The organism is Acinetobacter sp. F9 (assembly GCF_019195275.1).
Classification (GTDB): domain Bacteria; phylum Pseudomonadota; class Gammaproteobacteria; order Pseudomonadales; family Moraxellaceae; genus Acinetobacter; species Acinetobacter pseudolwoffii.
Genome location: NZ_CP078068.1, coordinates 245,393 through 262,789 on the forward strand (window position 1 = coordinate 245,393; position 17,397 = coordinate 262,789).

Annotated in this window: 18 protein-coding genes and 2 pseudogenes; 5 read left to right on the forward strand and 15 right to left on the reverse strand. The window is 46.1% G+C overall.

The features are described 5' to 3' along the window. Window positions 1-140: 140 nt before the first annotated feature. Window positions 141-944 carry a sulfite exporter TauE/SafE family protein gene (locus tag KT990_RS01115; protein ID WP_218208982.1) on the reverse strand — a complete coding sequence of 268 codons (804 nt, stop codon included), beginning with the start codon at window positions 942-944 and terminating at the stop codon, window positions 141-143. A 27-nt stretch (window positions 945-971) separates the two neighbouring features. On the opposite strand from KT990_RS01115, the gene KT990_RS01120 reads away from it, so the two are divergent. Next, the gene (locus tag KT990_RS01120) at window positions 972-1,727 is read left to right on the forward strand and encodes a biotin--[acetyl-CoA-carboxylase] ligase (protein WP_074384114.1); all 756 of its coding nucleotides are present in this window, start codon (window positions 972-974) and stop codon (window positions 1,725-1,727) included. A 13-nt stretch (window positions 1,728-1,740) separates the two neighbouring features. After that, window positions 1,741-2,484 carry a type III pantothenate kinase gene (locus tag KT990_RS01125; protein WP_180040317.1) on the forward strand — a complete coding sequence of 248 codons (744 nt, stop codon included), beginning with the start codon at window positions 1,741-1,743 and terminating at the stop codon, window positions 2,482-2,484. On the opposite strand, the gene KT990_RS01130 is transcribed toward KT990_RS01125, so the two are convergent. The 3 genes from KT990_RS01130 to ffh form a co-directional block, all read right to left on the reverse strand. Further along, a complete protein-coding gene (locus KT990_RS01130; protein WP_180050605.1) occupies window positions 2,435-3,040 on the reverse strand; it encodes an RBBP9/YdeN family alpha/beta hydrolase in 606 nt (201 codons plus the stop codon). The genes KT990_RS01125 and KT990_RS01130 overlap by 50 nt on opposite strands. A 137-nt stretch (window positions 3,041-3,177) precedes the next feature. Further along, the gene (locus KT990_RS01135; RefSeq protein WP_005095930.1) at window positions 3,178-3,750 is read right to left on the reverse strand and encodes an RBBP9/YdeN family alpha/beta hydrolase; all 573 of its coding nucleotides are present in this window, start codon (window positions 3,748-3,750) and stop codon (window positions 3,178-3,180) included. 150 nt (window positions 3,751-3,900) lie between these two features. Further along, window positions 3,901-5,307, reverse strand: a complete 1,407-nt coding sequence (ffh, locus tag KT990_RS01140; RefSeq protein WP_218208983.1) for a signal recognition particle protein — start codon at window positions 5,305-5,307, stop codon at window positions 3,901-3,903. 138 nt (window positions 5,308-5,445) lie between these two features. Between ffh and KT990_RS01145 the strand changes: the two genes are divergently transcribed. Then, window positions 5,446-6,255, forward strand: coding sequence for a cytochrome C assembly family protein (locus KT990_RS01145; protein ID WP_218208984.1), 810 nt, complete (start codon window positions 5,446-5,448; stop codon window positions 6,253-6,255). 60 nt (window positions 6,256-6,315) lie between these two features. Here the strand turns inward: KT990_RS01145 and KT990_RS13620 are convergent. Next, window positions 6,316-6,582 (reverse strand): annotated as a pseudogene (locus tag KT990_RS13620) (class I SAM-dependent methyltransferase); the annotation flags it as partial. Here KT990_RS13620 and KT990_RS01155 point away from each other — a divergent pair. Further along, window positions 6,571-6,963 (forward strand): annotated as a pseudogene (locus KT990_RS01155) (cytochrome C assembly family protein); the annotation flags it as partial. The pseudogenes KT990_RS13620 and KT990_RS01155 sit on opposite strands and share 12 nt — an antisense overlap. Before the next feature lie 102 nt (window positions 6,964-7,065). Further along, entirely contained in the window at window positions 7,066-7,542 is a 477-nt protein-coding gene (locus KT990_RS01160; protein WP_180076419.1) for a hypothetical protein, read from the forward strand. A 55-nt stretch (window positions 7,543-7,597) separates the two neighbouring features. Here KT990_RS01160 and KT990_RS01165 read toward each other — a convergent pair whose 3' ends face one another. From KT990_RS01165 to paaC, 10 genes are all read right to left on the reverse strand, one after another. After that, the gene (locus tag KT990_RS01165; RefSeq protein ID WP_180076402.1) at window positions 7,598-8,197 is read right to left on the reverse strand and encodes a DapH/DapD/GlmU-related protein; all 600 of its coding nucleotides are present in this window, start codon (window positions 8,195-8,197) and stop codon (window positions 7,598-7,600) included. Between the two features lie 31 nt (window positions 8,198-8,228). Then, entirely contained in the window at window positions 8,229-9,167 is a 939-nt protein-coding gene (gene paaX / locus KT990_RS01170) for a phenylacetic acid degradation operon negative regulatory protein PaaX (RefSeq protein ID WP_218208985.1), read from the reverse strand. A 63-nt stretch (window positions 9,168-9,230) separates the two neighbouring features. Next, the gene (gene paaK / locus KT990_RS01175) at window positions 9,231-10,523 is read right to left on the reverse strand and encodes a phenylacetate--CoA ligase PaaK (protein ID WP_218208986.1); all 1,293 of its coding nucleotides are present in this window, start codon (window positions 10,521-10,523) and stop codon (window positions 9,231-9,233) included. A 60-nt stretch (window positions 10,524-10,583) separates the two neighbouring features. Then, window positions 10,584-11,795, reverse strand: a complete 1,212-nt coding sequence (gene pcaF, locus KT990_RS01180; RefSeq protein ID WP_218208987.1) for a 3-oxoadipyl-CoA thiolase — start codon at window positions 11,793-11,795, stop codon at window positions 10,584-10,586. Between the two features lie 11 nt (window positions 11,796-11,806). Then, complete coding sequence (locus KT990_RS01185) at window positions 11,807-13,360, reverse strand: 3-hydroxyacyl-CoA dehydrogenase (protein ID WP_218208988.1); 1,554 nt, start codon at window positions 13,358-13,360, stop codon at window positions 11,807-11,809. Window positions 13,361-13,363: 3 nt separating this feature from the next. Continuing rightward, on the reverse strand, window positions 13,364-14,155 hold the full coding sequence (gene paaG / locus KT990_RS01190) for a 2-(1,2-epoxy-1,2-dihydrophenyl)acetyl-CoA isomerase PaaG (protein ID WP_159138556.1): 792 nt from the start codon (window positions 14,153-14,155) through the stop codon (window positions 13,364-13,366). Then, window positions 14,155-14,925: an enoyl-CoA hydratase-related protein gene (locus KT990_RS01195; protein WP_218208989.1), complete on the reverse strand. Its 771-nt coding sequence runs from the start codon at window positions 14,923-14,925 to the stop codon at window positions 14,155-14,157. The genes paaG and KT990_RS01195 overlap by 1 nt, the downstream gene beginning before the upstream one ends. Window positions 14,926-14,965: 40 nt before the next feature. Then, window positions 14,966-16,024, reverse strand: a complete 1,059-nt coding sequence (gene paaE / locus KT990_RS01200; RefSeq protein ID WP_180087426.1) for a 1,2-phenylacetyl-CoA epoxidase subunit PaaE — start codon at window positions 16,022-16,024, stop codon at window positions 14,966-14,968. A gap of 75 nt (window positions 16,025-16,099) precedes the next feature. After that, window positions 16,100-16,600: a 1,2-phenylacetyl-CoA epoxidase subunit PaaD gene (paaD, locus tag KT990_RS01205; protein WP_005172460.1), complete on the reverse strand. Its 501-nt coding sequence runs from the start codon at window positions 16,598-16,600 to the stop codon at window positions 16,100-16,102. 28 nt (window positions 16,601-16,628) lie between these two features. After that, on the reverse strand, window positions 16,629-17,384 hold the full coding sequence (gene paaC, locus KT990_RS01210) for a 1,2-phenylacetyl-CoA epoxidase subunit PaaC (RefSeq protein WP_218208990.1): 756 nt from the start codon (window positions 17,382-17,384) through the stop codon (window positions 16,629-16,631). Window positions 17,385-17,397 lie beyond the last annotated feature (13 nt).

Below are 17,397 nucleotides of genomic sequence, written 5' to 3' on the forward strand. Positions count from 1 at the left end.
ATTAGACAGATTTTTAGCAAGGAATACTTTGACATTGTCAGACAATCTTGTGTCTGTACAGCCAACTCAAGCTGAGAAAAAAGGAGAATAGTCACCTATTCTCCTTATGCAATCCATCAGCTCAGCCGAAAAATATTAAATCAGGCCATAAAACCCTGATAGATAAAGTACAGACCGACGGTGGTCAACAGTGCGGCAAAACATTTTTTCAGCATTGCCGGTGAAAGCAGATGTGCTACTTTTGCACCGAGTTTGGCAGTAAAAAAGCTCATCATGCTGATGCCAATAAAGGCATAAATATGGATATAACCAATCGTATTTGGTACCTCGACCTGCGCCTTCTGACCAAACCAGATAAAACCAAGTGCGCCTGCCACGGCAATCGGCAAGCCACAAGCCGCAGAGGTCGCGACTGCTTTTTGCATCACAATACCGCAGCGATTCAGGAAAGGTACGGTCAGACTACCGCCGCCAATGCCAAAGATCGCGGATGCCACACCAATACCGCCACCCGCCGCAAGCTGTAGCGGGGTTGATGGCAGCTTTTTGTTTGGATCAACCTGGACATTGGCACCTTTAAACATTCTAAATGCCACCCAGACTGCAAAGAACCCGATCAACAGCTGCAAGCCTTGACCAGATAAATAGTCAGCAATCCCTGCGCCCAGGAAGGAACCAATAATCAAGCCGGGTGCCAGATTACGAAATACCGACCACAACACGGCACCTCTTTGATGATGCGCCATGACAGAACTGATCGAGGTGACAATAATGGTAGCCAGAGAAGTCCCCACCGCCATGTGCATAATCACGCTGGGATCGTACTGGAGCTGGGTAAAAACAATGTACAGAATCGGCACAATAATCAAACCACCACCAACCCCAAACAGGCCAGCGGTAAATCCTGCAATTGCACCAATCAATAAATATATGATTAACTCCATAACGATATTTACCACGTTTAGATTCAAATGGATGTAGAAACTCGTGAACTGCAACAACGATTAAGCGATGCAGGCCAGCTTCCGGAAGTATTGCTCATCAAACCGATTACCACATCGACCAATGACGATGTGCGGGAATTGGCAACCAAGGGGGTACAGCAGGTTCTGGTCTGCAGCCATGTGCAGACCCAAGGCCGTGGACAGCGCCAGCGTCAGTGGATTTCACCTGAAGGGAATATCTATTTAAGCACATTGCTGCATACACAAAAACCCATCGATGGCCGTTTGGCTCTGGAAATTGCGTTAAATATCCTGCAAATGCCCAGTCTACAAGGGCTGGACTTGCAAGTAAAATGGCCGAATGACCTGTATAGCGTCAAAGGCAAATGGGGCGGCATTCTGGTGGAACCGATTTCACCTACGCAGGTGGTGGTCGGGGTCGGGATCAACCTCAGCCCAATGTCTGCTGAGGTTCCCGAGCAGCAAGTGACCTCATTGAATGAGTTGGGCCTGCATCCGGGTTCACGCATTCAGCTGATTGCAGAACTGTATCTGGCGATTCAGCAAGCCGGACAATGGTTTAGTTATGGCAGCCAGAATCTGTCTGGTCGTTTCAATCGACATGCCGCTTTTATCCAAGAGAGGGTTGAATTTACCGATCTGCAAGGGCAATATTCAGGAAAATTTCTGGGTATTCAGGATGATGGCGCGGTTAAAATCGTGACTGAAACAGGTGTCCACATCTTTTACCAAGGTCAATTACGGCTCAAAAATAATCCTTGAACAGGCATAATCCATGAAGAAACTATGGCTAGATATTGGCAATACCCGACTCAAATACTGGATTACCGAACAAGATCAGATCATTGAACATGCAGCGGAATTACATTTACAATCCCCTGCCGATTTGTTACTTGGCCTGATCCAGCACTTTAAAACGCTGGATCTGGATCAGGTCGGATTGTCTTCGGTTCAGGACAAAACCAATAATGAGCGCATTCTTAGTATATTAGATGGTCTGCATATTCCAGTGATTTTTGCTCAGGTGCAGGCCCAATATGCTGGCCTGATTTGTGGCTATGATGAACCCGCACAACTGGGGATTGACCGCTGGCTACAGGTACTTGCTGTCGCGACCCAGCCTCATGAGAATTATTGTGTGATTAGTTGTGGTACAGCGCTGACCATTGACCTGATTCAAGGACAACAACATTTAGGCGGTTTTATTCTGCCAAATTTATATTTGCAACGTGATGCACTAATTCAGAATACCAAAGGCATTAAAATTCCGGATGCCGCATTTTCTGAGCTCAATCCCGGACGCAATACCATCGATGCAGTACATCATGGCATTCTGCTCGGTCTGCTCAGCACCATTGAAAAAGTGCTGCATGATTTTCCGGCACAGCTGGTACTAACCGGTGGAGATGCTCCAGTGTTTGCCCAGCATCTTGAGCCGTATCAGCCGAGGATTGAACCTGATCTTCTGCTTAAAGGTTTGCAGCATTTTGCGGCTCATTTGCCAGACACAGTTTCATGATTTCGAGCAATTGAGGAAATTCGGTAAATCCATCACATTTGTTAAAATGTCCGGCTTTTTTAATCTCAAAAATTTGAGCATTTAAGCTGTGGGCCAAGCGCAAGGAAACCGGTGCAGGTACAAAAGGATCATTACTGGAGATCAGCATGACCGCGCGTTTATAGCTATACGGCAGGTTGTTCAGATCCAGTCGTGTCGCCTGCAGCATTTTATTCAGTTCCGACCAGGCCACCAGCGGTGTATCGAAAGCTGAAACCAGAATGACCCCGCCGATCTTGCGGTGCTGCTGGAGATAATGTTGCTGTAAAAAACTTAAAACACTGAGTCCACTCAGGCCATGGGCAACTAAAAACGTATGCTCATCCAGATGTGGAATATGCAGTTTCAGATTCTGCTGCCATTCTTCTAGATCAGGCTGAAAAGGATTGGCCAGCATAATCCGTTTTGAATCAACACCGACATTTTTGAGTTGGCGACTCAGCCACGGATACCAATGGTCATTTGAGGTGGCCTGATAATCAGGCACGATATAGACTTTGTTGATTATATTTTTCATCGTGTTTTACTTATTATAATTGAGCACAAAGTGCTTTGGCAAAAAATACTATTAAACAGTCTGAAGATGAAATTCAAGTAACTTTTTGCATCCCATCTCAGACTCAATTTGCAAATTGAACGAATCCAACAACCTGCTTAAGATTCAGCTTTAATCAGATAAGGCTCAATCACTTTCCAGAGTTCTGGCAGGTCGGTACAGCCTTCTGAATCGATAAAATGTCCCTGATGCTTGGCACTCACCACAATCGCATCCAGACTGTCTGCCTGTTCCAGGCTAAATTCAGGCTCCACCCGATCATCGCCTTCAGAATAAATCACCACACGTTCTGCCACCTGCTGTTTAAGCAGATCAAAATCGATCTCAGCGGCATCAATAAATGGGTTTACTTCATCTAAACGACCCAAGCGGCCATTAAATCCTGCGATCAATACCAATTGCTGAATCTTTTGCTGTTTTAATTCTCTGGATAAGTAATGCAATACAGCCACAGTTCCCAGGCTATGCCCGATAAAAATACTGTCTTCATCAATCCCCTCAATCTGCTCACGCATTTGCTGGTCCCACACCTCCAGCTTGGGTGTGGTCGATGGGTCAAGTCGCAGTACTTTTAAGCTGACATTTTCCTGTTGGGCTTTTTCCTGAATCCATGGAAACCAGTTTTCTTCAGGGCTTGCAGTATAACCATGAACGATGATCACTTGAGCCATTTTAAATTTCTCTTTGTTTTGTGCTGATATTCCTGAGTCTGCCTGATTGGATTTTTATTTTGGGTAAGTAAATGTTGTTTTGTTTAAACCGGTTTTCTGATTGATACATAATAAAAAAGGCGCATTTCGCGCCTTTTTTAAATCAGAATCTTATTTCTTGTCATTGCCGCCGAACAGTGGGCCCATGCCGCCACCGCCGCCAAACTGTTTCTGCAAACCACCGAGTGATTTCATCATTTTTGCCATACCTGACGGATTGGCAAACTTCTTCATCATCTTGGCCATTTGCGCATGTTGTTTAATCAACTTGTTGACTTCCGCCACTTCCATACCACAACCTGCTGCGATACGTTTTTTACGGCTTGGGTTCATCAAGTCTGGATTACGGCGCTCTTTGATGGTCATCGACTGGATAATCGCTTCCATTTTCTTGACCTGCTTTTCAGGATTGGCCTGGGCCAACGCATCTTGCAGACCGGCATTGCTCATGCCAGGAAGTTTGTCCAGGAAGCCCATCATGCCGCCCATCTTGTTCATCTGCTCAAACTGCATCAGCATATCTTCAAAGTTGAAGCTGCCGCCTTTTTGCAGTTTTTTCGCCATTTTTTCGGCTTTTTCTTTGTCGACCTTACGCTCAAGTTCTTCGACCAAAGAAAGGACGTCACCCATACCCAAAATACGCTGCGCGATACGTTCAGGATGGAATGGCTCCAAGGCATCAAGCTTTTCGCCCATACCCAAGAATTTGATTGGCTTACCGGTAATGGCACGTACAGACAATGCTGCACCACCGCGTGCATCACCATCGGTTTTGGTCAGGATCACACCGGTTAAAGGCAAGGCATCATTAAAGGCTTTGGCCGTATTCGCCGCATCCTGACCGGTCATGGCATCGACCACGAACAGGGTTTCAGTCGGGTTAATCGCTGCATGCAGCTCTTTGATTTCACCCATCATGTCATCATCGATATGCAAACGACCTGCCGTATCGACAATCAGCACATCGGCAAACTGGATTTTTGCCTGTTCAATCGCACGATTTACAATCGTAATCGGTTTTTCGTCTGCGCTAGATTCCAGGAAAATCGCACCGACTTCGCCTGCAACCGTTTGTAGTTGCTTGATCGCTGCGGGACGATAGACGTCGGCAGAAACCATTGCCACTTTTTTCTTTTGACGTTCTTGTAAGAAGCGTGCAAGTTTCGCTGCAGTTGTTGTTTTACCTGCACCTTGCAGACCTGCCAGCAGGACAACCACAGGTGGTTTTGCGGCAAGGTCAAGGCTTTCATTGGCCGCGCCCATCATTTTGGTCAATTCGTCATGAACGATTTTGACAAAAGCCTGCCCAGGAGATAACTGAGTCATCACTTCCTGGCCCAATGCTTCTTCCTTAACTTTCGCGATGAATTCACGAGTTACAGGTAACGCAACATCGGCCTCAAGAAGCGCCATACGCACTTCACGTAACGTATCTTTAATATTGTCTTCGGTTAGCTGCCCTGAGCCAGTAACATTTCTTAAACTCTGCGTGAGTCGTTCTGTTAAGGTATCAAACATTGCAAAATCCGCTTAAAATAGCCATGAGCAAAAAATTGTTTCTTAAAATAGAAAATTTATGCATAGAATGCTATAGGATACTGTAGTTCGCAGCGAATTTATATAAATGAATATTCATCACCCTTAAAAAGGTTTGACATGGTTAGCCTCCCCTTGGTTTACACGATCTTAGCATTAGTCGCTTATACCGCTTCCTTCTGGTATCTGTTCATTCATTTAATGTCTAAACGTACTCCTAATCAATGGTTTGTTTCGCTAACTGCCCTGCTTGGACTGGGCTTACATGCGCTGGTTTTATATGGCGATATGCACACCCCGCTTGGCATCAATTATGATGTCTTTGCCCTGTTTTCCTTTACCTCTGGTCTAATGCTGTTACTCAGCATTATTTACAGTACTTATCGTCCAATTATTGCCCTAAATCTGATCGGAATTCCAGTAGCTGCCACAGGTTTGATCCTCGGTTTTGTCTTTACTCAGCCTGCAAAAATCATCGCACAAAACTCTTTGGGTCTGGATATTCATATTATCCTGTCTTTATCTGCTTATGCCGTATTGCTCATGGCGACCATTCAGGCCGTGATTTTGCGACTGCAGGATCGTGAACTCAAAAAGAAGCAAAAACGCCGGGTTTGGGTCAGTTTGTTGCCTTCTTATCAAGACATGGAATCACTCCTGTTTGATATGCTGATGACCGGTTTTGTTTTACTTACCCTCGCTTTGAGCTTTGGCTTTTTTACCATCGACAATTTCTTTGCCCAGCATCTGGCACATAAAACAGCGTTCAGTATTATTTCCTGGCTGGTTTATGGTTCACTATTAATCGGACACTGGAAGTTTGGCTGGCGTGGCCAGAAAGCCGTGCGCTTTACCCTACTCGGTTTTGGTTTGCTGGCACTGGGTTTTATTGGTTCTAAATTCGTGCTGGAAATGATCTTGGGGCGATAATTCTGAGCCTTGAAATATTCAATTCATTGTTCAATGAAAAGGCTTTAGCTTGAGTATTCTTTAAAGGATTATACGCCCCGCACGCACTGATAATGGCCAGCGAATGACTCTAGGCAATTCTGGATCTTCCCATTCTGGCAATAAAGCATCTGCCAGTACATCCAATGGATTATGTCCAAGTGCTTTAGTGGCAGCTTTCACGGCTGACCAGGTACTCATATAACCAATTAACTGATAAAAGTTCCATTCAACCTGTAATACCGGTGGCTGAATCGTAATTTCCTGAAAGGGAAATGGTAGATTTTTATATCCTTCATCTACATGGCGACCATTCAGGCCGTGATCTTGCGACTTCAGGATCGCGAGCTGAAAAAGAAACAGAAACGCCGGGTCTGGGTCAGTTTATTACCTTCTTATCAGGACATGGAATCACTGCTGTTTGATATGCTGATGACCGGTTTTGTTTTACTTACCCTCGCTTTGAGCTTTGGCTTTTTCACCATCGATAATTTCTTCGCCCAACATCTGGCACATAAAACTGCGTTCAGTATTATTTCCTGGCTGGTTTATGGTTCACTATTAATCGGACACTGGAAGTTTGGCTGGCGTGGCCAGAAAGCCGTGCGCTTTACACTTTTAGGTTTTGGTCTGCTGGCACTGGGTTTTATTGGTTCTAAATTCGTGCTGGAAATGATTTTGGTACGTTAACATACGCTAACCTAAAGCCCACACTACGTTTGAGTGCCGTCATCAAAATGTCATATTCAAAAATTATGGTTAAAGTGCATTAAAAATACACCAAGGATCATGATGATAAAATTACTTTCAAGTTTAGCACTACTTTGTTTATCAAGCGCAAGTTTCGCAGATTATCACTGTCACGGTAGCATTAAAGATCGCACGATTGATGATAATGTCAGTATCAGCCAAAACTGTCAGATTGATAATGCCACCATTAAAGGCAATGTCATGCTGTATCAGGGTGCTCAAGCAGTAATTTCAAATACTGCGATTGATGGCAATCTGGAATCGAAAGGACGTTTTAGCTCGGTTCTGGCACAACATAACCGGATTGACGGCAATATCCAGCTAGAAGGCGGTCAGACGATTCAGCTCACTGCCAATCAGGTAGAGGGTGATATCCAGCTGAAAAAGAATACCCAAAAAATTACTGTAAATGACAATGTGGTGGACGGTAATCTGCAATGCGAATCCAATCTAATTCAACCGATCGGTGGCAATAACCGGGTCAATGGTGACAAAGAAGGTCAATGTCGCCGTTTATAATTTTTATAAATGAAATAAAAAACTTGGCTGATACAATCATCAGCCAAGTGCTAAATTAATGATTCTTTTTAATTTGATATTCCGCATCAAAGGCCTGATAGTTCAGGCGATCTGCTGAATCTTCAGACAACGGTTCAACTTCCTGCATCGAGGACAAGCAGCGCTCTGTCAGCTGAATATATTCCTGCGTCCCTTTGCTTTTCCAGGAAATTTCTTTGGCATCCAGAGGACGAATGACCCGCGCCGGACTACCGAGCACCAGTGAATTTTCCGGAATTTGAGCTTTGGCTTTAACCGTGCTATTAGCACCGATAATGGTATTTTCACCAATTTCGGCTTCATCCAGAATCACGCTGTTCATGCCGACCAGTACATTTTTGCGAATGATACAACCATGTAAAATCGCGCCATGTCCGATATGGCCATATTCTTCGACTAGCGTGACGCTACCGGGAAAGCCATGAATGGTACAGGAATCCTGAACATTGGCATTTTTCTGGATATGAATCCCGCCAAAGTCGGCTCTTAAAGTAGCAAAAGGCCCGATATATACACCTTCTTCAATCACCACATCCCCGATCAGAACGGCTTGCGGATGCACATAAGCACGAGGGCTGACCACAGGAATCACACCATCGATAGCATAACACGGCATTATTTTATTCCTTTAAAAATGCAGAATTAGATTAACTGACGGCTTCTAGTCGCAAACCGCCAAAACGTTTATAAAATTGTGGATGTACCGGCGGCATCGAACCTTCCGAAGTCCGCGCGATTTCCATAAAGAATTCATCACCTGCTGCAACCACGGTTTGATATAAATTGCTGCTCAGATTACGAGCATTCAGGGAAAGCCAGTTAGATGGCAATAACTCAAAAGGCAGATTCGGATCTTTTAATAAAATCCGGCGGAATTGATGAATCAGCAAAATACGCAACTGAAATGCCTGTAGCGGATCTAGCTCATCTTCCTGTTCCACCAGATGAAAGAATTCCCGAAAATCGGTGATAAATTTCTCATAACGCTGATGTAATTCCTGCACCGGCCAGTTGGTAGCAACCATGCGCTTCACAGTTGGATAAGATTCCTGCCAGAGCTGTAAGGTTTCGGCTTTAAACACCACCACCTGATCGGTCATTTTCAAATTCAGCAGCAGGTTTTGCAGTTTCTGGTGGTCACAGCCCGGATAGGCCATAACATTGGTGGCGATATTGGCAAAGCCCAGCCATTCCAGTTCTTTTTTCAGAATCAGTTTATTTTCCAATTCCACCGAACTGAGCAGCACCAGATCCCATTTCTGATCCCATTCGGTGTGCTGAAAACTGTAAATTTTTTGATCCGCCATAATAAAACGCTGGCGGCTGCTTTCGGTGACACGGTAATAACTGGTGCGGCCAATTTTCTCCGAGACCAGCCAGCCATTTTGTACCAGACGAAATACAGCAGTTCTTACTGAACGTTCATTGAAGCCGAAGACATCCATGAGCTGGATCAGGCTGGCCAGACTGATAATGCCACCGCGGTGAAAAATACAGTCACCGAAGATGGTCATGATTAATGAGGTTCCGCTGAGTGCTTCATTTTGAATAAAGTCATCAATGATTTGTTTTAATTTCGGATTCATTACGCTTAACTTTACCTTGTAGAAACTGGATGATAGACCATTTAGTCATCATCCAGTAGGACTTCATGCAGACTTGCGGATATCGAAAACGCGCTGTGCCTTGCCTTCAGAACGTGGCAGACTGCCTTCTGGCAAAACTTCGACACTGACACTGATACCAACCATGGTTTTAATCTGGCTTTTTAGCTGAGTTGCCAGCTGGTGCGCCATAATATCACTGCTATCTTTACGCATTTCGGTACGGATATGCAATGTATCCAGATGTCCCTGTTTGCAAATCTGAATCTGATAGTTTGGGATGAGTTGCTGGATCTGTAAAATCTGCTCTTCAATCTGCGACGGGAACACATTGACCCCACGAATAATCATCATGTCATCACTACGGCCGACAATCTTGTCCATACGGCGCATGGTGCGTGCCGTGCCTGGCAATAAACGGGTCAGGTCACGGGTACGGTAACGGATTACCGGCATGCCTTCTTTAGTAATGGTGGTAAAGACCAGTTCACCCAGTTCGCCATCTGGCAGCACTTCGCCAGTTTCCGGATGGATAATTTCAGGATAGAAATGATCTTCCCAAATGGTTGGGCCATCTTTGGATTCCAGACATTCCATCGCTACGCCCGGCCCCATCACTTCTGATAAACCATAAATATCCAGCGCATCAATGCCTAGACGCTCTTCAATTTCTTTGCGCATTTCATTGGTCCATGGCTCTGCACCAAAGACACCGGTTTTAATCGAACAGTTTTTGGCTGTGCCAAATTTCTTCTCAAGCGCTTCAATAATGTTCAGGCAGTAAGATGGCGTAACCATCAGTGCTGTTGGTTTAAAGTCATGAATCAGTTGCGCCTGTTTATCGGTTTGTCCGCCAGACATTGGGATCACCGTTGCACCCAAGCGTTCAACGCCATAATGTGCACCTAAACCACCCGTAAACAGACCATAACCATAAGACACCTGGATGATATCTTTACTGCTCAAGCCGGCTGCACGTAATGAACGCGCCACTACATCTGACCAGACATTAATATCATTCTGGGTATAACCGACTACGGTCGGCTGACCGGTGGTGCCAGAAGATGCATGCACACGTACAATCTGTTCCTGTGGCACAGCGAACATGCCAAACGGATAGTTATCACGTAAATCCTGTTTGGTGGTAAACGGGTATTTGGCCAGATCTTCCAGTGAGTTAAAATCGTCTGGATGCACGCCAGCATCATCGAATTTCTTTTTATAAACCGGGCTATTCTGATAAGCATGTTGCAACGTCTTTTTCATACGCTGTAGCTGAACACTGCGTAACTCATCAACCGATACTTTTTCAATTTTTTCCATTGCATTGTTATTCATATTCTTACTCCTGACGCAGTCTTCCTGACCACGGTTTAATTCATTGATTGAATGATGTGTTTAATCCATATTTTCTAAAACCAGTGCAACACCTTGACCGACACCGACACACATGGTGCACAGTGCATATTTGCCTTTACGGCGTTTCAGTTCATGCATGGCGGTAATCACCAGACGGGTGCCACTCATACCCAGCGGATGACCCAAAGCGATGGCACCGCCATTCGGGTTAATTCTGGAATCATCGTCTTGCAAGCCGAGTTCACGAATCACGGCCAGCGATTGCGCTGCAAATGCTTCATTTAGCTCAATCACGTCCATCTGCTCCAGACTCAGGCCAGTCTGTTTCAGCACTTTCTGTACCGCTGGAACCGGCCCAATACCCATATATTTAGCTTCGACACCGGCGCTGGCTATCCCGATCACTTTAGCTTTCGGGCTCAAACCATACTGCTCGGCAAACTGCTGATTCCCAAGTAATACGCAAGCCGCCCCGTCATTGACACCCGAAGCATTGCCAGCGGTGACTGAGCCGCCTTCTTTACGAAATGGGGTTTTTAAGGCGGCCAGATTATCCAGCGTCGTCTCTGCGCGCGGATGCTCATCTTGGGAAATGGTCAGAGTGCTTTTCTTCGGACCTTTGACCTCTACTGGCAGAATTTCTTCGGCAAAAATACCCTTCTGCTGGGCTACTGCGGTTTTCTGCTGGCTGTGATAGGCAAACAGGTCCTGGTCTGCACGGCTAATCTGATACTTTTCAGCGACGTTTTCGGCCGTTTCCGGCATGCTGTCAACGCCAAACTGTGCTTTAAATTTTGGGTTGATAAAACGCCAGCCAATTGTCGTATCATAAATTTCAGGGGTACGGCTAAAGGCAGTTGTAGGTTTGGATTGCACGAAAGGCGCTCGGCTCATGGATTCTACGCCACCCGCCAAAATAAACTGTGCTTCACCCGATTTGATGGCACGGGCTGCAATTCCAATGGCATCCAGACCTGAAGCACATAAACGGTTTATGGTGAGTGCTGGAACAGATTCAGGCAACCCTGCGAGTAAAGCAGCCATACGCGCCACGTTGCGGTTATCTTCACCGGCCTGATTGGCACAGCCTAGGATCACTTCATCCAGTTCTGCCCATGGCAAGGTAGGATGCTGATCTTTCAGATATTGAATCGGTAGCGCTGCCAGATCATCAGCACGAATGCTGCTCAGTCCACCGGCATAGCGTCCGATCGGGGTGCGAATTCCAGCAAAAATATAAACCTGTTCCATGATTCTTCCTTTTAGCCAGCAACGCGTAATGGTTGCTGCTGAGTTTTCTGTGCATGTCCCTGCACCGCTTTCTTTGCTAAATATATACTAGTTCTATAGCGGTCTTCACCATAAATACGATACATATTTTCTAAAATTTGTAAAATTGTGTAATATCCAATTTTATCTGCCCATTCGAATGGACCACAAGGATAATTAACGCCATATTTCATAGCAGAATCAATATCTTGTTCTGATGCAATATCATGCAATACTGCTTCACAGGCTTCATTCACCAACATGGCAATACTACGTATAACATAAAGACCGGGATGATCCTTAGACCAAATAGGTATCATATCCATACCTATGAGGAATAGCTCCACTGCCTGGCGCTGTTCAGCACTACACGCCGGTGATGCAACGACTGGAATCGCTTGAGCATTTGTCCAATCTGAATGCCAGTCCATCAACACCACAGGCTCATGCGGATAGGTAAGTTCAACTGATTCGCCAAGCGATAATCGCAGAGAAAGGTCACCAATCAGGATTTCATTCTGTTCTGCTGCCTGAAAACTCAGCTCTACATGAGAGGCCTGTTTTAAACGTTCAATCAGTACTGAGGAATGTAGCCATTCACCTTTTACTGTGACTTTGAGCTTATTCAGCGACTTGGCATAACACACTGGCAATTCATATACAGGTGCAGGCTTGGCCTGAGCGTAATCATAAAAACCCTGACCGGACTTGCGACCATAACAACCGGCATCGACCAGTTCTTTTTGAATCAAGGACGGGCGGTAGCGTGGCTCATAGAAAAATTCCTGATAGACACTTTGTGTGACCGAGAAATTCACATCCTGCCCAATCAGATCTGTAAGTTCACACGGCCCCATGGCAAAACGGCCACATTCGCGCATGATGTAATCGAGCTGTTCCGGGGTGGTGGCATTTTCCTGCAAGGCACGAAAGGCCTCGGCATAATAAGGTCGTGCGACACGATTGACGATAAAACCGGGGGTCGATTTGGCTCGCACCGGAACCTTGTTCCAGTCCTTCATCAGATCAAATACTGCATCGGCAATCGCTGCTGAGGTTTTCAGTCCGCGGATAATCTCGACCAGTTTCATCACCGGCGCCGGATTAAAGAAATGCAGACCAATCACTCGCTCGGGATGTGGAATCGCCGAGGCAATTGCGGTAATGGAAATTGAAGAAGTATTAGACGCAAAAATCGTCTGTTCCGGGCAAATGGCAGCCAGCTGTTGAAACAGGTTTTGCTTCACTTCTTTCTTTTCAACAATGGCTTCAATAATCAAGCCCGCATCGGCAAGCTGCTGAATGTCCTCTGCCACAATCAGATTGGCGAAGGTACTCTCCAGCAATTGCTGGGTCATTTTGCCATTCTGTACCCGCTTGCCAAGCTGCGCCTTTAAAGCAGTCAAGGCACTCTGAACTTTGCTGCGATCGAGGTCAAACACATAGGTCGGATGCCCGTGCATGGCGGCCAGTTGCGCAATGCCAATTCCCATGGTTCCCGCACCCACCACAGCAACTTTGACGTGTTCCAAATTGATCTGCTGCATGATTTAGCATCCTTTATATTCAGGTGTACGCTTCTGCATAAAGGCTTGTACACCTTCTTTATAATCACTTGAACGTCCAGCCAGACGTTGCAGGTCACGTTCCAGAATGAGCTGCTGATCCAGATTATTGTCGGCTGCGGCATGAATGGCTTTTTTGATTAGTGACAGGCCATAAGTCGGCTGCTTGGCCAAATGCTCGGCCAGTTTTTTCGCTTCCACTTGCAGTTGCTCATCTTCAACCACCTGCCAGATCATGCCCAGTTGTGCTGCGCGCTCAGCCGGAATTTTATCGCCGAGCATCGCTAAGCCCATCGCCTGGGCACGCCCGACCAGACGCGGTAGGAACCAGGTACCGCCTGAATCTGGCACCAAACCTAGACGACAAAAGGCCTGAATAAAGGAAGCCGATTTTGCAGCAACTACAATGTCACAGGCCAGTGCAATATTGGCACCGGCCCCTGCCGCCACACCATTCACCGCACAAATCACCGGTTTTGGCATTTCAGTAATCAGTTTGATTAAAGGGTTGTAGTATTTTTCAATTGACAGGCCTAAGTCCGGTGCATCAGCATTCGGATCGACCACACGATCATTTAGATCCTGGCCGGCACAGAAACCACGGCCTTCAGCTGAAATCACCACGGCACGAATCTGGCTGTCTTTGGCCCAGGCCTTGATGACCTTGGAGACTTCCTGATGCATGGTTTCATTAAAGCTGTTGAGCTGTTTCGGACGGTTAAAGGTCAGATAGCCCACTGCATTTTTTTCTTCGACAATAATTGTTTGATATTCCATTACACACCTCTAAATTCTGGTTTTCTTTTTTGTAAAAATGCATTGATGCCTTCTTGGCGATCTTGGGTCGCCGCCAGCCAGACAAAATGCTGACGTTCCAATTTCAGTCCCTGACTTAATGTCACTTCATGAATCGACTTTAAAGATTGCTTGATGGCGCGAATGGCCAGCGGTGCCTGCTTGGCAATTTTTTCTGCCAGTTCCAGTGCGTATTGCACGGTCAATCCTGTCGGACAAATCTGGCTGCTAATACCATGTTGCAATGCGGCTTGTGCTGAAATCATTTCACCGGTCATGGCCCAGCGCATCGTCAATTGCTGACCGACTAAACGTGCCAGACGCTGTGTGCCACCGGCGCCCGGCAACATGCCTAAACCAATTTCAGGCAAGGCAAACTGGGCATTGTCGCCAGTTAAAATCATGTCACCATGTAGAGCCAGTTCAAACCCTGCACCAAAGGCATAACCATTCACCGCCATGATTACAGGCTTGGAAAATTCATCAATTTTTTTCCAAAGCAGTGGCCGCTGATCCTGCTGGATGCTGACCACATCTAACTGCGCCAATTCATTTAAATCAGCACCGGCAGCAAAGCATTGCGTATTTCCGGTAATGACCACGGCTTTCACGGCAGCATCTGCTTCCAGGTTCTGCAAACAGGCTGCAATACCTTGCAAGGTCGCATTATTTAGGGCATTGCGCTTTTCCGGGCGATTCAGCTCAATCAGGACTACGCCGGGTTTTGGTGAGCTGGTTTTAATATAGGTCATCCTTGAACTCCTGCTGTGCTCAGTGCTGTAAATTCAGCTGTTATTCATCAAAACTCAGACGTACATTGGCCGTGGTTGGACGTGCCTGACAACTGAGCACATAGCCTTTCTGGATTTCATCTTCTTCCAGACTGTAATTCACCGCCATTTCAACCTGGCCCTCTAACACCTTACATTTACAGGTGGCACAAACACCGCCCTTACAGGCATATGGCAGGTCTGCTCCGGCACGTAGCGCAGCATCTAAAATACTGTCATCCTGTTTGGAGACTTCAACAATCAGCTCGCGACCATCCAGGATAATATTGACGCGTTCTTCGCTGCGGCTTTCCATCTGCTGGGCGGTTGCTTTCGGTGCAGTACCCGTATTGAAGCGTTCCGTATGAATCTTGCTGCGTTGAATGCCCCAAGTCGGTAATACCGTTTCGACTGCTGTCATCATTTCTTCAGGACCGCAAGCGAAACAGTGATCTGCTTCGGCAGAAATCAGATTGGCCTGAAATAACTGCTGCAATTTGTCTGCATCAATCCGACCATTAAAGATGTCACTGTCATTCAGTTCACGTGAAAAAATATTTACCAGTTGCAGACGTTCCTTAAAACGGTCTTTCAAGTCCATGATCTGTTCAGAGAACATGGTCTGTTTCCAGGAGCGGTTGCCATATACCAGAGTGAATGTTGCTTCCGCTTGACGGTTCAACACCGACTTTACAATCGATAAAATTGGCGTAATGCCACTGCCTGCTGCAAATCCTAGATAATTCTGGCCACCAGCCTTGGCGGCTTTCTGAAAGAACACCCCTTGCGGTGGCATGACTTCTAGTACATCGCCCGCTTTGAGATGCGCATTGGCCCAGGTTGAAAACTGACCCTGATCAATTTTTTTAATCGCAATGCTCATGTCTTCCTGAGTATCACTGCAGATCGAGTAGCAGCGGCGCAGCTCGCCGTCATCGGTTAAATGACGAATGGTGAGGTGCTGACCCGGCTGATATTGAAAAGTATCCAACTGCTCAGGCGCGAGATCAAAGGCAATGCAGATCGCTTGCTCGGTTTGTGGCTGAATTGATTTAATGGTTAATGGTATAAATTGGCTCATGGCAAAATCCTTCTTTTAGGTGGCGGTGTTCAGGCTTGTTATTGGTTTACCCTGCCCACCGCGCAATCGTTACAATTAAATACATTTGAAATAGTCAAAAGTTTCTAAGCAGTCCCGACATTGATATAAAGCTTTACAGGCGGTCGAACCGAATTCACTTAATAGTTTGCTGTTGTTACTTAAGCACTGTGGACAGGTGATGCCATCGGTCAATGCCACATGCGTACCACAGCTATGTGACTGGCCTTGCGGCGGGGCAATACCATATTGCTGTAATTTGTGTTTGCCCGATTCACTCATCCAGTCCGTGGTCCAGGCTTCAGACAGATCGACAATGACTTTGACCGGCGTCAAACCGTTGGCCTCGAAAGTCTGGGTAATTTCTGCTTTTAATACATCCGTGGCCGGACAGCCGCTGTAGGTCGGCGTGAGTCGCACCACAATTTCATCCTGCTGATTCAGCTCGACGCCACGAATCATGCCCAGATCAATCACTGACAATACCGGAATCTCTGGATCAGAAACCTGTTGCAAAACGTCCCAACATTGATCTTCTACGTGTCGAATCAGATTCATGCGACTCACTCCCTGTGATTGTGCCGAATTACCAGTTCATGTTTGGATAAGAGCGCTGCATATATTGCAGTTCAGCCAAAATAAAACCGAGATGTTCTGTATGTAAACCCTGTTTAGCCCCACTACGATAAGCGCCCAGCTCTGGCAGGCTTAATTCAAATCGGGCTAATTCGGCTGTAATTGTTTCTAGCCACTGGACTTTTAAATTTTCAATATCTGGAAGGACACCACTATTGACCAGCTGTTTTTCATCTGCCGTCAATACAAAAAGTTCCTCAGTAAAACGCCATAACTGGTTTAAACCTTGCTGGGTTTTTTCATGCGCTTCAGCTGTACCTAGACTTAGGCGTTCCATCCAGGTGGTGGAAAAACGCTGGTGATATTTCACTTCTTTGAGTGATTTCACTGCAAAGGCAGCCAACTCAGCATGCTGACTTTCAGTTAAAGCACTAAATAATAAAGTGTGGTAATGATCCATCAACCACTGGCGTACCAAAGTCTGGGCAAAATCACCATTCGGCTGTTCGCACAGCAGCAAATTACGGTATTCACGCTCGGTGCGGAAATAAGCCAGCTTGTCTTCATCACGGCCCTGTCCTTCCACTTCACCTGCCAGACTGAGGGCAGTACGTGCCTGACCCAATAAATCCAGTCCGATATTGGCCAAGGCAATATCTAGTTCCAGTTCAGGGGCATGGCCACACCATTCTGCCAAACGATGCGACAACACCAGTTGACTGTCGCCCACATGTAAAAGAAATTCTGCCAATACTTGATTTGTCATAATCTTCACCTTT